Source organism: Shewanella sp. GJ50-10 (genome assembly GCF_055808815.1).
Genome location: NZ_JBVVSS010000001.1, coordinates 3,275,072 through 3,291,139 on the forward strand (window position 1 = coordinate 3,275,072; position 16,068 = coordinate 3,291,139).

At 41.1% G+C, this 16,068-nt stretch carries 10 protein-coding genes and 7 tRNA genes; 1 reads left to right on the forward strand and 16 read right to left on the reverse strand.

What is annotated here, in order from left to right; genetic code table 11:
- Positions 1-109 precede the first annotated feature (109 nt).
- Positions 110-1,357 carry a dicarboxylate/amino acid:cation symporter gene (locus tag AC0L4E_RS13815; RefSeq protein WP_473679657.1) on the forward strand — a complete coding sequence of 416 codons (1,248 nt, stop codon included), beginning with the start codon at positions 110-112 and terminating at the stop codon, positions 1,355-1,357.
- 82 nt (positions 1,358-1,439) lie between these two features.
- Here AC0L4E_RS13815 and AC0L4E_RS13820 read toward each other — a convergent pair whose 3' ends face one another.
- The 16 genes from AC0L4E_RS13820 to alaS all read right to left on the reverse strand — a co-directional run bounded on the left by AC0L4E_RS13820 (position 1,440) and on the right by alaS (position 15,440).
- Complete coding sequence (locus tag AC0L4E_RS13820) at positions 1,440-2,708, reverse strand: alginate export family protein (protein ID WP_473679658.1); 1,269 nt, start codon at positions 2,706-2,708, stop codon at positions 1,440-1,442.
- Between the two features lie 45 nt (positions 2,709-2,753).
- Complete coding sequence (locus AC0L4E_RS13825) at positions 2,754-3,596, reverse strand: ABC transporter ATP-binding protein (protein ID WP_473679659.1); 843 nt, start codon at positions 3,594-3,596, stop codon at positions 2,754-2,756.
- 51 nt (positions 3,597-3,647) lie between these two features.
- The gene (locus AC0L4E_RS13830; RefSeq protein ID WP_473681666.1) at positions 3,648-4,604 is read right to left on the reverse strand and encodes an ABC transporter permease; all 957 of its coding nucleotides are present in this window, start codon (positions 4,602-4,604) and stop codon (positions 3,648-3,650) included.
- A gap of 197 nt (positions 4,605-4,801) precedes the next feature.
- Positions 4,802-6,100: a CmpA/NrtA family ABC transporter substrate-binding protein gene (locus AC0L4E_RS13835; protein WP_473681668.1), complete on the reverse strand. Its 1,299-nt coding sequence runs from the start codon at positions 6,098-6,100 to the stop codon at positions 4,802-4,804.
- Positions 6,101-6,868: 768 nt separating this feature from the next.
- Complete coding sequence (locus AC0L4E_RS13840) at positions 6,869-7,999, reverse strand: sodium ion-translocating decarboxylase subunit beta (RefSeq protein WP_473679660.1); 1,131 nt, start codon at positions 7,997-7,999, stop codon at positions 6,869-6,871.
- Between the two features lie 8 nt (positions 8,000-8,007).
- Complete coding sequence (gene oadA, locus AC0L4E_RS13845) at positions 8,008-9,804, reverse strand: sodium-extruding oxaloacetate decarboxylase subunit alpha (protein WP_473679661.1); 1,797 nt, start codon at positions 9,802-9,804, stop codon at positions 8,008-8,010.
- Positions 9,805-9,819: 15 nt separating this feature from the next.
- Entirely contained in the window at positions 9,820-10,062 is a 243-nt protein-coding gene (locus AC0L4E_RS13850; RefSeq protein ID WP_473679662.1) for an OadG family transporter subunit, read from the reverse strand.
- Between the two features lie 757 nt (positions 10,063-10,819).
- Positions 10,820-10,896, reverse strand: a tRNA-Arg gene (locus AC0L4E_RS13855).
- A gap of 69 nt (positions 10,897-10,965) precedes the next feature.
- Positions 10,966-11,057: transfer RNA gene (locus tag AC0L4E_RS13860), tRNA-Ser, on the reverse strand.
- 6 nt (positions 11,058-11,063) lie between these two features.
- Positions 11,064-11,140, reverse strand: a tRNA-Arg gene (locus tag AC0L4E_RS13865).
- Between the two features lie 22 nt (positions 11,141-11,162).
- A tRNA-Arg gene (locus tag AC0L4E_RS13870) sits at positions 11,163-11,239 on the reverse strand.
- A gap of 34 nt (positions 11,240-11,273) precedes the next feature.
- Positions 11,274-11,350 (reverse strand) — tRNA-Arg (locus AC0L4E_RS13875).
- A 31-nt stretch (positions 11,351-11,381) separates the two neighbouring features.
- Positions 11,382-11,458, reverse strand: a tRNA-Arg gene (locus AC0L4E_RS13880).
- Positions 11,459-11,481: 23 nt separating this feature from the next.
- Positions 11,482-11,573 (reverse strand) — tRNA-Ser (locus AC0L4E_RS13885).
- Positions 11,574-12,068: 495 nt separating this feature from the next.
- Positions 12,069-12,269: a carbon storage regulator CsrA gene (gene csrA, locus AC0L4E_RS13890; RefSeq protein ID WP_473679663.1), complete on the reverse strand. Its 201-nt coding sequence runs from the start codon at positions 12,267-12,269 to the stop codon at positions 12,069-12,071.
- Positions 12,270-12,815: 546 nt separating this feature from the next.
- Positions 12,816-15,440, reverse strand: a complete 2,625-nt coding sequence (gene alaS, locus AC0L4E_RS13895) for an alanine--tRNA ligase (RefSeq protein ID WP_473679664.1) — start codon at positions 15,438-15,440, stop codon at positions 12,816-12,818.
- Positions 15,441-16,068 lie beyond the last annotated feature (628 nt).

The window sequence follows — 16,068 nt, forward strand, 5'->3', positions numbered from 1 at the left end:
AATCAACAATGACTATCAATGGCCTTTATGTGTGATTGTGTTAGGTTATTGAAATAATAATCCCCTTGCTTACTTTAAAGAGCAAGTATAATAAATAGTTGGAATTGAAATGATTTTTCAAACCTTGAAACGTATTCCTTTTTGGCAGAAAGTGCTGGCAGGTTTTGGACTCGGTATATTAGCGGGTATCGCCCTTGGCGATAGCGCCGTAATGCTTAAACCTCTTGGCGACTTGTTCATTAGTGCCATTAAAATGCTGGTTGCGCCGTTAGTATTTTGTGCCATCGTTGTCAGTATCACTTCTTTAGGTACCCAAGCGAACCTCAAACGACTCAGCTTAAAAACCTTGGGACTGTTTATGTTAACGGGCACGGCTGCATCATTTATTGGTCTTGCCATTGGTAGCTCATTTGATATGGGCGGCAGTATTGAACTGGCCACATCTGAAGTGCGTGACCGCGATATTCCTGGATTTGCCCAAGTACTGCTTAATATGATCCCTGAAAACCCTTTTGCTTCGTTAGCTGAAGGCAAAGTATTACAGATAATCGTTTTTGCAGCTTTAGTAGGTATTGCAATTAACACCGTTGGCGAAAAAGCTGCGCCATTAAAAAACACCATTAGCGCTGGCGCTGAAGTGATGTTTGAATTAACCCGCATGGTTTTAAAGCTCACTCCAATCGGTGTATTTGGTTTAATGGCATGGGTTGTTGGCGAATATGGTTTATCAACCTTATTACCACTAGGTAAGTTCATTTTAGCCATTTACGTTGCAGCCTTAATCCATATTATTTTCGTTTATGGCGGCTTGATTAAGTTTGTGGCGAAATTAAGCCCAGTGCAGTTTTTCCGTAAAGCGATGCCTGCGCAGTTAGTGGCTTTCAGTACCGCTTCAAGCTTTGGTACATTACCAGCCAGTAGTAAATGTACTGAATCTATGGGCGTATCAAAGCGTTATAGCGCGTTTGTATTACCGCTTGGTGCGACAATGAACATGGACGGTTGTGGTGGTATTTATCCAGCTATTGCCGCTATCTTTATTGCCCAAATCTACGGTATTCCGTTAGATATGACTGATTACATGCTAATTGCTGTCACAGCAACAGTTGCCTCTGTTGGTACTGCAGGTGTTCCTGGTAGCGCGATGGTGATGTTAACCGTGACTTTAGGTGTTGTTGGCTTACCGCTTGAAGGGATTGCCTTTATTGCTGCCATTGACCGTGTGATAGACATGATCCGTACAGCAACTAACGTCACAGGCGATATGATGACTGCTGTTGTAATTGGTAAGAGCGAAGGTCAGTTTGATGAAGCGCAATTCAACTCAAATGATAAAGTTGTTGAGCAAACCGCGTAATAGTTAAAGCGCACTTAAGATTTAACTAAAAATGGCAGATGAAATCATCTGCCATTTTTATTAGCTAGAACTAGAACTAGAACTAAAATTTAGCGTTGGCCCATAACCATACTTTATCCGTATCCACTTTACCCGCTGCAACATCACCTGCAGAGTACGATGCATACTTAACACCTAATGTGTAATGGTCGTACACAGGCACACTAAATACAGCATTAACCTCTGAACCTAAATCATCGACATTTTCGCTCGACTCATCAGCATCAAATTCATGGTATGCCACAGCCCACTTACCACCTAATACTTTGCCGCCTATAGAGGCATACAAGTCAGCTAAACCTTGACTCGGTGTAGTTAAAAACTGATCTGTCCAACCGTTAAAACCATGCAATGTCGCCAGTGGCGTCGAGAAACCATAGTCGCCACCATCAGAGCCCAGCAGTTCATAACCCACTTTGAAGGTCACAGCTGAAAGCCCTACTCCACCCTCAAGGCTCATGTAATCAGCTGAATAAGACTGATCTGCGTTATCTGAGTCCTGAGTCGCATATTCTGCTGAGTACAAGATCTTGATATCGGCAACATCAGTGCTACCAGCAAAACGAAGACCATAGGTGTCTAAGCCGTTTTCAATGTCATTATCCACTTCAAGTAAATAACCATAACCACTTAAGGTACCAAAACCTGTTTTAAGTGAAGCGTTAATCAAGTTATCTTTTGAATCGATATCTTTTTCTTCGGCAAAGATACGATTACGTTGAGTGATGTAACCGTAGTCGATTTTGAAAACATCATTGAACTGATACTCAAGCATGACACCATCAAAGGTTTGTCTGTCTTGACGCCAGCCCACATGACCAACGAAACGCTGGTTATCAAAGGTGATCACTTGGCGACCGCCCTTAACACTAAAGCCCTTAAATTTGTATTTAAGGAATAATTGGTCAAGTTCAGTGGTTTCAGGATCGGCAATTACAGAGTAATCAGGATTTTTACCTAAGGTATTGTTGTAATCATCAACGCCTGCAACAACACGTGAATCTTCAAATTCGACTAGTGATGAAAAGCCATAGTAATCAGCTGTGGCATAAGTCAGTCGAGTTCGTAATGTAAATGCATCTGCGTCTTTAAGCGCATTGTCTTGCTCTACCATTTCATAACGAAGGTTCATATCTAGGTTCACTTTACCTTCGGTCACCGCTTCAGCAATACTAGTGGCTTCTGCAGCATGTACGTTTGTGGCTGTTGCCAGTGCTAGCGATACTGGTGCCAGCGCACTTAATGCTGGTTTGGTCCACTTGTTTTTAAAACACATTTCCTTAATAAAGCCTGCAAGTTGAGTCTTCTTCATCATATTTCCCTTTGTTTTTTTTAAAACTTGTCCATCACAAAAATCTTAGCTTACTTTGGCAGTTTCACTACTACTAATTGAGGATTTACTAATATTAATATTCTCAACTTTACGTTGCTTCTCATACAAGAACTTCAATACCTCAGCTCTTAAACGGTTATATTCTTTGTCCTCAGCCAGTGCTAATCGGGCTCTTGGACGCGGCAAGTTAACCTCTAAAATCTCACCCACTGTTGCAGCTGGTCCATTTGTCATCATCACAATTTTGTCTGACAGCAACACCGCCTCATCAACATCATGGGTGATCATAATGACGGTATTGTTTAACTCATTTTGGATCTCCATTAATGAGTCCTGCATATGGGCGCGCGTTAACGCATCCAGTGCCCCAAATGGTTCATCCATCAGTAACACATCAGGTTGCATGGCTAATGCACGTGCAATGCCTACACGCTGCTTCATACCACCTGAAATCTCACTAGGACGCTTATGCATCGCATGATCCATATGTACTAACTTAAGGTTATGCTCAATCCATTGCTTCATTTCAGCTTTATTCATTTTCTGCTGAAAAACCTGCTTAACCGCTAACTCCACGTTTTGATAAGCCGTTAACCAAGGTAATAACGAATGATTTTGAAACACTACCGCACGTTCAGGCCCAGGCTCGGTCACTTCAGTGCTATTTAAAATCACCCCACCTTTGGTCGCTTGATATAAACCCGCAACAATATTCAAAACGGTCGATTTACCGCAACCAGAATGGCCAATCAGTGAGACAAACTCGCCTTTATTAATTTTAAGGTTTACTTCCTTAAGCGCTTTAAATGGCCCACTTGGAGTGGGAAAATCCATATCAATGTTACTTATATCTAAAAAGGTGCTCATTAGACTGTCCTCTTTCAATGACTACTTTATTTAAACCGCGACTTTAAAAAGCTATTTGCTTTTATCCCATGAGAACCAGCGTTGCAGTGCTAGCACACCTCGGTCGAGTAAAAAGCCAATCAAACCAATAACCACCACAGCAGCCATAATGCGTGCTAATGATTCTGAACTACCGTTTTGAAATTCATCCCAAACAAACTTACCTAAACCAGGGTTTTGCGCGAGCATTTCTGCGGCAATCAATACCATCCAAGCCACACCAAGCGATAAACGCATGCCGGTAAATATCAGTGGAATTGATGCAGGTAAGACGATTTTTTGCACATGAGTTAACGGCGATAAACGTAATACACGACTAACGTTGACCAAATCTGAATCAATATTGGCGACCCCAAGCGAGGTGTTAATCATCATTGGCCACAAGCTACATAAGGTGACGGTCAATAGAGAGTTAATGAAAGACTTAGACACCATGGGATCTGGTGATACATAAAGCGCGCTCACCACCATAGTGACCAGAGGTAACCAAGCTAGAGGTGAAACAGGCTTAAAAATCTGCACAATAGGATTAAGCGCTGCATTTAACGTTGGACTTAACCCCATCCAAATTCCCATTGGTATGGCAATCAACGCAGCTAAGATAAAACCTGACATCACAGTGATTAAACTGGTAAAAATCTGGTCTAAAAAGGTTTCTTTACCTGTATAAGCCCGCACTTTAACTTTATAGGTCGGGTCGGCCTCTAACCTTGCTGCATTGCGTACTTCTTGGCGTTCATAGAAAGCTTCAGCTTTTACTCTTTCAGCGTTGTGCTCTTCATATAAAGCCCCAAACTGCCCCGCCACGGCTACTGGGCCTGGGAATTTACCCAATGAAGTATTGATGCTGTTGGCTGCAATTGACCAAATCACTAAAAAGACAGTGATGCCAATAACAGGTAGCAATAACGCTTTGCTGGCTTGACTCATTAAAGATAAAAAAGAAGTCACCTTACTTTTATCTATCATTAATCGATCTGTTAACCGTGTAATGCTTGTCATCATGTATTCCTTAACGACTTAACAAGGTTAGTAAGCGGTAAACCCAGCCATTATGTAATCGTTGTGTACTAATCGCTGTTTACTAAAACTGTGCTTACTAACCTTCACCTATAAACCTTTGTTTATTAACCTCGGTTTACTAATTCCCTCATAGGAACAAACGCTTATAGTTTGTCGCCTTGCTTTAAACCAATCGCGAACTTGCTCAAATAATCATTTGGCGCACTGCCGTCATAAACGATGTCATCAATAAAGTGTTGCTGTGGCTTTTTGAAACCGGTTTCTGTTGCAAAATCAGGGAAGTGCTTTGCATCAATGGTTTTGTCATCAATCAGCGACTGTGCAGCTTTTGCGTAAATATCAGGGCGATAAACTTTGGCAGCAATGTCCTTGTACCAAGCGTCAGGCTTATCATCTGAAATCTGTCCCCAACGGCGCATTTGAGTGAGGTACCAAATCGCGTCAGAGTAATATGGGTAAGTGGCGTTGTAGCGGAAAAACACGTTGAAATCAGGGACTGCACGCTTGTCACCTTTTTCATACTCAAAGGTGCCTGTCATGCTGTTTGCAATGACGTCGTAATCTGCGCCAACATAATTAGATTGCGACAGAATTTTAACTGCTGCTGGGCGATTAGCATTATCGTTATCATCTAACCACTTTGCGGCTTTGATCAGCGCTCGGGTTAAACGAATAGTGGTGTTAGGATATTTTTCAGCAAACTCTGCTGTAATCCCAAATACTTTCTCTGGGTTGTCTTTCCAAATTTCATAGTCAGTAACAACCGGTACTCCGATCCCTTTAAATACTGCTTGTTGGTTCCAAGGCTCACCCACGCAGTAACCGTAAATAGTACCGGCTTCAAGGGTTGAAGGCATTTGTGGTGGAGGTGTTACAGACAAGAAAGCTTCAGCATCAAGTTGCCCTGAAGTATCGCCTTTATGCGGTGCATAATAACCTGGGTGAATTCCACCAGCCGCTAACCAATAACGCAGTTCATAGTTATGAGTTGATACTGGGAATACCATGCCCATTTTAAAAGGCTTACCTTCTTCAGTGAACTGCTCAACTACAGGCTTTAATGCATCAGCTTTAATCGGATGAACAGGTTTACCTTCGCTGTCTTTAGCAATATTTGGCTTCATTTTCTTCCAAATATCGTTTGATACAGTAATCGCATTACCATTTAAGTCCATTGAAAAAGGCGTGATAATGTGAGCTTCAGTTCCGTAACCAATAGTAGCTGCAATAGGTTGACCCGCTAGCATATGCGCGCCATCTAAACGTCCATCAATAACCCCATCTAATAACACTTTCCAATTTGCTTGAGCCTCAATGGTGACGTATAAGCCCTCTTCTTCGAAGTAGCCATTTTCGTAAGCAATAGCAATCGGTGCCATATCAGTTAATTTGATAAAACCGAAAGTTAACTCTTCTTTTTCAGGAAAGCCGACTTCCGCCATTGCTGGCACCGCCGCGGTAAACGATACCGCCAATAAGGTATGTTTAAGTGCTTTTTTCCAATTCATCTTTTTATCCTTGTTAAATTTAAAAAGTTAAGTTTTAAATAGGCAAAACAAAAAAAGGCGCCTAATTACTCCTTTAGGAATAATTAAGCGCCTTTGCTTAAATGTGTTATCTGGTTTTCACTCTCATAAATCACGAAACAAGGCTAAATAATCGCCATTAATCGTGACTAACAAGAGACATTAATTTATTTAATAGCTGTATTTTACTATTCAGCAACCGTGCCAACTTAACAACCTATTGTTTTAAATAAAAATATTATTATACAGCAAGGTAGTACCTATAAAGGGTAGTACCAATTTAGTGCGAACTCGATCCTACCGCACCTAAATGGGTAGCCTTAACACAACTACCTACCCTAAAGAGGTGCAATCAAAGTATTTACTAAAACTAAGTTGGATTTTTGTCTCGAGAGCTTTACCCCAAACTTTGTTTAAAAGCTTTGTTTAAGAGCAGATTCAAGCTGAAGTGTTTGATGTTGTGGTAATTCGCCAATCCTTGAAATCGAACGCTGTTGAAATAAAACACTATTGACTTCAAAGGCTATTGAGTTAAAAGCCTATCGAATTAAAAGGCTATTAAATTAAAAGGCTGTTGAATTAAAAGACCTATAGATACGGGAAGGTAATTAGGCCAATAAAAAAGCCACTCAATGAGTGGCTTTAAAACTTAAATCAGTGTTAACAATAGCTATGCCTATATCACTAGCCTAGTACTGCCAGTAATACACCCGCAGCAACTGCACTACCAAGTACACCTGCAACGTTAGGTCCCATGGCATGCATTAACAGGAAGTTTTGCTGATTGGACTCTAAACCTACCTTGTTCACAACTCGGGCGGCCATAGGCACTGCTGAGACACCAGCGGCACCAATCAATGGGTTAATCTTGCCGCCTGAAACCTTAGACATAATTTTTGCCATTGTCACGCCAGCAGCCGTACCAATACTGAACGCTACAGCACCTAATACCAGAATACCTAAAGTCTCAATACGTAAGAACTCTTCAGCCTGTAACTTAGAGCCTACAGCAAGACCTAAGAAGATGGTCACAATGTTGATCAACTCATTTTGTGCTGTGCTTGATAATCTATCAACTACGCCAGACTCACGCATTAAGTTACCTAAACAGAACATCCCTACCAGCGGTGTGGCTGCAGGTAAAAATAGAATAGTCATACCAACAACCATCAACGGGAAGATGATTTTCTCTTTCTTACTCACTTCACGCAGCTGTTCCATCTTGATGCTACGCTCTGACTCATTTGTAAGAAGACGCATAATCGGAGGCTGGATCAGCGGTACTAATGCCATATATGAATATGCAGCGACCGCTATTGCACCCAATAAGTCAGGGGCAAGTTTAGAGGCTAAGAAGATTGCCGTAGGTCCGTCAGCACCACCAATAATCGCAATGGCAGCTGCATCTTGCATGCTAAATTCAAAACCAGGTACTAAGTTAAGGGCAATTGCACCAAGCAAAGTGGCAAAAATACCAAACTGCGCAGCAGCGCCCAATAACAATGTTTTAGGGTTTGCAATCAGTGCACCAAAGTCAGTTAGTGCGCCAACGCCCATGAAAATCAACAATGGGAAAATCCCAGTTTCAATCCCCACGTAGTAGGCATACCAAAGTAAGCCACCTTCGTCGGTAAAACCTGCATTAGGAATGTTCGCTAGAATTGCACCAAAACCAATAGGCACTAAAAGTAGCGGTTCAAATCCTTTAGCGATAGCGAGATAAAGTAATAAACCCCCTATCGCCATCATGAATAATTGATCAGGTGCGAAGTTAGCAATACCCGTCTCAGACCAAAAGGCCATTAATCCTTCCATGCTATCTCCTACGCTAATGCCAACAGTGGCGAGCCAACTGTCACAGCATCACCTTGTTTAACTGATACGTTACGAATAACACCGGTAGTTGCAGCACGAACTTCGGTTTCCATTTTCATCGCTTCTAAAATGATGATCACATCACCTTCATTAACTTGATCGCCATCCTTAACCAAGACTTTGAAAATATTTCCTGAAAGCGGCGCATTCATTGTGGTTTTGATTTCATTACTCACTGGTGCGTGTGGCGCAAGTGGCGCTGGAGCTTGTGAACCTGCAGATGCTGCTTCAGTTGGAACAATTTGACTAATGTCACCGCCTTCACTGACTTCGACCACAAAGTTTTGACCTTGTACATTTACGGTGTAAGTCTCAGGACCTTTTTCAGCTTTTGCAGCTGGTACAGCCATATCATCTGCACTTGGTACAGGCTCAAATGCATCAGGGTTACCGCGGTTTGATAAAAACTGTAGGCCGATTTGATTAAACAATGCGTAAGTCATTACATCATCATCAGATTCAGCAGCTAAGGCAAAGTTGTCTTTCTTAGCAATGTCAGCTAACTCTGTACGAAGCTTATCAAGCTCTGGCTCGATAAGGTCTGCTGGGCGGCATGTAATAGCTTCAGCGCCATCTAACACGCGTGCCTGTAGCTCAGCGTTAACTGGGGCAGGTGTAGCACCGTATTCACCTTTCAGTACGCCTTCAGTTTCTTTAGCCAGAGTTTTATAACGTTCACCCATTAATACGTTGATGACTGATTGAGTACCGACAATTTGAGATGTTGGAGTCACTAGAGGTAAAAAACCTAAATCTTCACGAACACGTGGGATTTCTTCAAGCACGGCATCCATTTTATCTGCAGCGCCCTGCTCTTTTAGTTGGTTTTCCATGTTAGTTAACATGCCGCCAGGAACTTGAGCGCGAAGAATACGTGAATCAATACCCTTTAGTGCGCCTTCAAAACGAGCATACTTTTTACGTACTTCTCTGAAGTAAGCAGCAATCTCTTCAAGCGTTGCCATGTCATAGCCAGTAGAACGGCCATTATCTTCTGCCATTGCTACCAGCGTCTCAGTGGCTGAGTGGCCATAGGTTTGGCTCATAGATGAAATCGCAGTATCAAGCACATCAATACCTGCCTCAATGGCTTTTTGGTAAGTTGCAGTGCTCAAGCCTGTTGTCGCATGACAATGCATAGACACAGTTAAATCAGTTTGCGACTTTAAACGGCTAATAAGGTCGTAGGCTTCCATTGGCTTAAGTAAGCCAGCCATATCTTTAATACAAAGCGAATCGCAACCTAAATCTTCAAGATTTTTAGCCATTGAAACCCAAGTATCAACCGTGTGAACTGGGCTAGTAGTAAATGAAATCGTACCTTGTGCATGACCACCAACCTGTTTAACTGCTTTAACTGCGGTTTCGAGATTACGTACATCGTTCATGGCGTCAAACACACGGAACACGTCAACACCGTTTGTGTGGGCGCGTTCGACAAAACGCGTCACTACGTCATCAGCGTAGTGGCGGTAACCTAATAAATTCTGACCACGCAATAACATTTGCTGTGGTGTATTTGGCATAACTTTTTTAAGTTCGCGAATACGATCCCAAGGATCTTCGCCTAAATAACGAATACAAGAATCGAACGTTGCACCACCCCATGACTCTAAAGACCAAAAACCAACTTTATCCAGTAAAGGAGCGATAGGTAACATATCGTCTAAACGAAGGCGGGTTGCCAAAATAGACTGATGGGCGTCTCGTAATACTACATCTGTTAACGCTAAAGGCTTGCTCATAAAAACTCCTAAACTTTAATCTTTTGCACGATACTGATGAATAGCAGAAGTAATTGCTGCTATTAACTTAGGATCAAGTGTTGCTGATGCTGCGGCAGGTGCTGGCACATGAGCAACGGCAGGTTGATTCTCTGACTTACATAATCTGGCGACGATTTTAATACCGACAATTAGCATACTTAAAAATATGAATACTAAGCTCATCCCCATTATCATCACGCCTAGGGCGTTAAATAACTGCTCAGATATTGAAGTCATACATCCTCTCTTGTCTTAATGTTCAATCAGCGATTGCACATAGGATCCATTTTAATTGCGTAAAGCCGATGAAGCCTTTTAGCTCAATAAACGATGCACCATTTTTAAGCATCAAGTATTGGATTAACGCTACTTAGAATAATTATTCAGTCCATATTAACCAATTTCAGATTATATAAAAGAGCTTAAACTAATAGGTTTGGTTATATTAAATTCTTCATCGACGAAAAATATAACTAATCTATAACAATTAATCCAACACCTTGTAAATTGGTCAGACCAAAAATAATAATATTCGACCTCACTATGTGACAATTCAACAAAATAACTAAGGTATTACTGAGAATTATTCAATTTTGTAGGTTTTAATCAAAAAATGACAAGATCATGACGATTTAGCTATAAAAAGAGATATCAAGAATAAGAACAGCCAAGCGCCCCAAACCTGTGCAGTAATGCCGAAAAGCATAAATATGCCATTTTTATCACTTGAAAATGACTAAATATGAAATAAATAGTCTAAAGGGAATTAAAACTAGTGAAGTATTCTGCTCACTATGATGAATGGCACTGAGTCTCTCTTAATGCTCTTCATTTACTAGTGCGGAAACCTAAAGCGTATTCAGTCAGAACGACTTGTATATAAGGCGTGGTTGCAACAGATAAGTATTGAGGCGAATTCTAAATAAGATCTAGAATGAGTGAATTTCAGGCAAAAAAATACCCTGTAGTAAACTACAGGGTATTTTCTTGATCATGGTGCGGATGGGAGGATTCGAACCTCCGACCGCCTGGTTCGTAGCCAGGTACTCTATCCAGCTGAGCTACATCCGCAAATTTTTTACTATCACTTCATACTCAGTGCTAATTGAGCTTAGTTGCATATTCAATATATGCAAATAATGGCGGAGAGGGAGGGATTCGAACCCTCGATGGGAGTTAAAGCCCATACTCCCTTAGCAGGGGAGCGCCTTCGGCCACTCGGCCACCTCTCCGAATTATGGTGCGGATGGGAGGATTCGAACCTCCGACCGCCTGGTTCGTAGCCAGGTACTCTATCCAGCTGAGCTACATCCGCATAATTTGGTATGAATTTTATATGGTGCGGATGGGAGGATTCGAACCTCCGACCGCCTGGTTCGTAGCCAGGTACTCTATCCAGCTGAGCTACATCCGCATATATAAAATGGTAAAGCTTTTGAATGATTTAATGGTGCGGATGGGAGGATTCGAACCTCCGACCGCCTGGTTCGTAGCCAGGTACTCTATCCAGCTGAGCTACATCCGCTCATTAAATAATTCAAACACAAAAATAGCAATGGTGCGGATGGGAGGATTCGAACCTCCGACCGCCTGGTTCGTAGCCAGGTACTCTATCCAGCTGAGCTACATCCGCATCGCTTACTATTTTTTAAGAAATGGCGGAGAGGGAGGGATTCGAACCCTCGATGGGAGTTAAAGCCCATACTCCCTTAGCAGGGGAGCGCCTTCGGCCACTCGGCCACCTCTCCGTTTCTTGGGCGGTATATTACTGTTTGAAGAAAATAAGTCAAACCCTTTTTCAGAAACATATATTCATTTGAACTGTTTTTAATCATATTGCCGACTTAAGCCACAAATATTGTCAATTCACTGTGCCGATTTTTGTGTTTTACGATTAAAACAATTGAATCTAGATTTAACCCTCATCGGAAAACGGCTTGTTCTAAATTTTAAATCAACTTTTGGTGATTATTTGATTTATACACAAACCACAAATGAGATTCACAATTGAAAGAGTATTGAAACAGCCATAACAGGCATCATTATTAGTGAGTGAGGCTGTTATTTAAAACGTAAAAATATAAGCGTTGAAAACCTACCGAGAAAGATAACTTAAGGGGTTAAGAGTGCAAAACTGTACTATGAAAGTAGTGAACAGGCATAAACTAAAATATCAAATTGGGGGCACAAAAAAGCCAGCTGACACTGGCTTTAATGGTATAACGCTTCACAATTCTGATTTATCAGAAATTGCCACCTTCTGGTGAAGTGTTTCCAGATTTTTCAGACTGGATACGTTGGTAAATTTCTTCACGGTGAACTGATACTTCTTTAGGTGCATTCACACCGATACGTACTTGGTTACCTTTAACACCTAGTACAGTAACAGTAACTTCATCACCTATCATTAATGTTTCGCCTACACGGCGAGTCAAAATCAGCATTCGATTGCTCCTTTAGTCCAATCAGCATACACCAGCTTCTATCCGTAATATGCGCGTTTTAATAGTGTTAGCTTAATACAAATCATTAGTGACGACACTAAATCAATAAAATTTTTAAGCTTTTTAGCGTAAAAAATCGAAAATCAACAAAATTTGGCAATTTACAGGTCTACTTGCATCAAGCTGTTAACATTTGCAGACCATTCTTTAGACAAAGCTAAAACAGAACATTCAAAACAAGTTGATGCTTTCATAAACAAAAAAGCATAAAAAGCTGTACTAAATTAATTTACAGTGCTTTGAACCAGATTTTAAGAAAAAACAATGTCTCATAACTCGTTAATCAACATCGATATTTATACTTAGAATTACACTATGCCAAACCTTCAACAATCCCTCAAGCCATAAAACGATAGACTTTCACTGCTGATGAAATAACGTAGCTTAAATCACTTTATTAATGGTATTTCATTAATAGAGCTTAACTTAGTTATTTCATCAATCAGTGTTTCATTATATCGCTTTAAAGCTTTTACCTATTTTTAATTAGCTTAAGCGTTCGTTTAACCATGGTTGAACTAATGCTAAAGCATCATCTAGTTTCTCTGGTTCAGTACCACCAGCTTGAGCCATATCAGGACGCCCACCGCCCTTACCGCCTACCTGTTGTGCAACCATTGCGACTAGCTCGCCCGCTTTAACTTTACCGACTAAATCTTTACTCACACCGGCAATTAAGTTCACTTTACCTTCGTTAGCTATACCTAATACGATAATTGCCGAGTTAAGCTTTTGCTTCAGCTCATCTTGAAGGCCACGTAATGATTTAGGATCAACACCCTCAAGCTTTTTAACTAATACTTTGACGCCGTTCAGTTCAATCGCTTCGCCAGCGATATCTGCACTTGCAGCAGCAGCTAGCTTATCTTTTAACTGCGACATTTCTTTTTCAAGTTGTTTCACTTTATCAAGCTGCGCTTTTAGCTTAACAACCACTGAAGCAGAATCAGACTTTAATAACGACGCCGCTTTATCAAGTTGCGCTTGTTGTTCAGCAACATATGCCATTGCAGCAGCACCTGTAACGGCTTCAATACGACGAATACCAGCAGCAATACCACCTTCAGAAGTAATTTTGAATAAACCAATATCACCAGTACGACCTACGTGAGTACCACCACATAGCTCAATAGAGAAATCACCCATAGTGACGACACGTACTTCACTGTCGTACTTTTCACCAAACAAGGCCATTGCGCCCTGCTCTTTGGCTTCATCAATTCCCATAACCGCAGTTTTTAACTGATGATTACGACGAATTTGCGTATTTACCATATCTTCAACTTGCTTAAGTTCTGCAGCGGTAACAGCTTCAAAATGAGCAAAGTCAAAACGTAAACGTTCAGGGTTAACCAAAGAACCTTTTTGATTCACATGGGTTCCCAATACATTGCGTAAAGCAGAATGCAGTAAATGGGTCACAGAGTGGTTTAATTGCGTGCGGTGACGTAATTTCTTATCCACTTCTGCCGTAACGGTTTGACCAACAGATAAAGTACCTGCAGTCAGCTTACCTTCATGACCAAAAGCTTGACCAAATATTTGAGTATCGGCAACTTCGAATACATTCTCATCAATTGTCAGTTGACCTTTATCACCAACCTGGCCGCCTGATTCTGCATAAAACGGCGTGTTATCTAGTACGATAACAGCCTCTTGTCCTGCGGAAAGTGACTCTACAGCAACACCTTCAACGTAGATTGCAGTTACAGCACCTTGACCATTTAATTCGGTATAACCACAGAATTCAGTCTCACCTTCGATTTTCAAGCCACTATTATAATCAGTACCAAAGTTACCAGCTGCTTGTGCACGGCTTCTTTGTTCAGCCATTGCTGTTTCGAAACCTGCTTCATCAACGGTAATATCACGCTCACGACAAACATCTGCAGTTAAATCCACAGGGAAACCATAAGTGTCGTATAGTTTGAACGCTGTTTCGCCATCAAGTACCTTAGTGCTTAATTCGTTTAATGCGGCATCTAAAATACCTAAACCACGTTCTAGCGTTCTAGCAAATTGCTCTTCTTCTGCTTTTAATGATTTTTCAATTATTGCTTGCGCTTCAACAAGACCTTTACCTGCATCGCCCATCACTTCAATCAGTGTTGGAAGTAACTTATAGAAGAAAGTGTCGTTGGCACCAAGCTTGTTCCCGTGACGAACTGCACGGCGAATGATACGACGCAGAACATAACCACGGCCTTCATTCGATGGCATAACACCATCAGCGATAAGGAAAGAACAAGAACGAATGTGATCGGCAATTACACGTAATGATTTATTCTCTAAATCTTCTACGCCAATGATCTCAGCCGCTTTTTTGATTAACGCTTGGAAAATATCGATTTCGTAGTTTGAGTGTACGCCTTGCATAATGGCAGCAATACGCTCAATACCCATACCTGTATCCACAGAAGGCTTTGGTAGCGGCTTCATTTCACCGTCTGCTTGACGGTTGTACTGCATAAATACGATGTTCCAGATTTCAATGAAACGGTCACCATCTTCTTCAGGAGTACCAGGACGTCCGCCCCAAATGTGCTCACCATGATCATAAAAGATTTCAGAACATGGCCCACAAGGACCTGTATCACCCATTTGCCAGAAGTTATCTGAAGCGTATGGTGCGCCTTTATTGTCGCCAATACGGATAATATTCTCTGCGGCTACACCGATTTTCTTATTCCAGATTTCAAATGCTTCATCATCAGTATCGTAAATAGTGACGCATAATTTTTCTGTTGGTAATTTCAGTGTTTGGGTTAAGAAGTTCCACGCATAAGAAATCGCTTCTTCTTTGAAGTAATCGCCAAAGCTGAAGTTACCTAGCATTTCGAAAAAAGTATGGTGACGAGCGGTATAACCCACATTGTCTAAATCATTATGTTTACCACCAGCACGAACACAACGTTGTGACGTTGTCGCACGTGTGTAACCACGGTTTTCTAAGCCAAGAAAAGCTTCTTTAAACTGGTTCATACCTGCGTTAGTAAACAATAACGTTGGGTCGTTATGAGGTACTAAAGAGCTACTATCTACAACTTGGTGTCCGTTGTTACCAAAATACGCTAAAAATGCGCTTCTTAATTCTGTGGTGGTCTGAAACATGAAATCGCCCTAAATGGATAAATTCTATTTATCTTGAAGCTGTATACCAGCTCGAATATTGGCAACATTATATACTTAAACAAACTGAAGGTGCGAGAATCTAGCGGCTTAGATTAGCGTTTTTCTTACATTGAATAGCGATTGAGCTAATCGGCTATTCAATTTTACTGACGAAAATCCCATGAGAAATGACTTAATAGCTTATATTGGGGCTACTTTGGCAATTAAACTGATCGTTTTCTCGCCAGGAACTACATGATAAAACCCGCCTGACTCAGATAACTGCTCGCATCGATATTTAATGCCATGCTCAAGCTGCCAAAACTCCGCGATAATGGGTATAACAGTACCTATAACACTGTCTTTTTTAATTACATATAAAGTGCAAAGTATCTAAATAAATGGTGGGTTCACTGCTTAATTTAATAGCAGCTTGATTTAATAAATGACCATCACCGTATACCAAGTGAGTTAGTTTTTTACTTCGCTAATTGTACGTTTTCATTACTTTTACAGCTTCATATGCTGATAAAAACAAAAAATCGCGATGGGCTGTTGCCAATCGCGATTGATATTTAGCTAGGTTTAAACGGGGTAATGTAAATAAAACTAATGTTGCTTAACCACC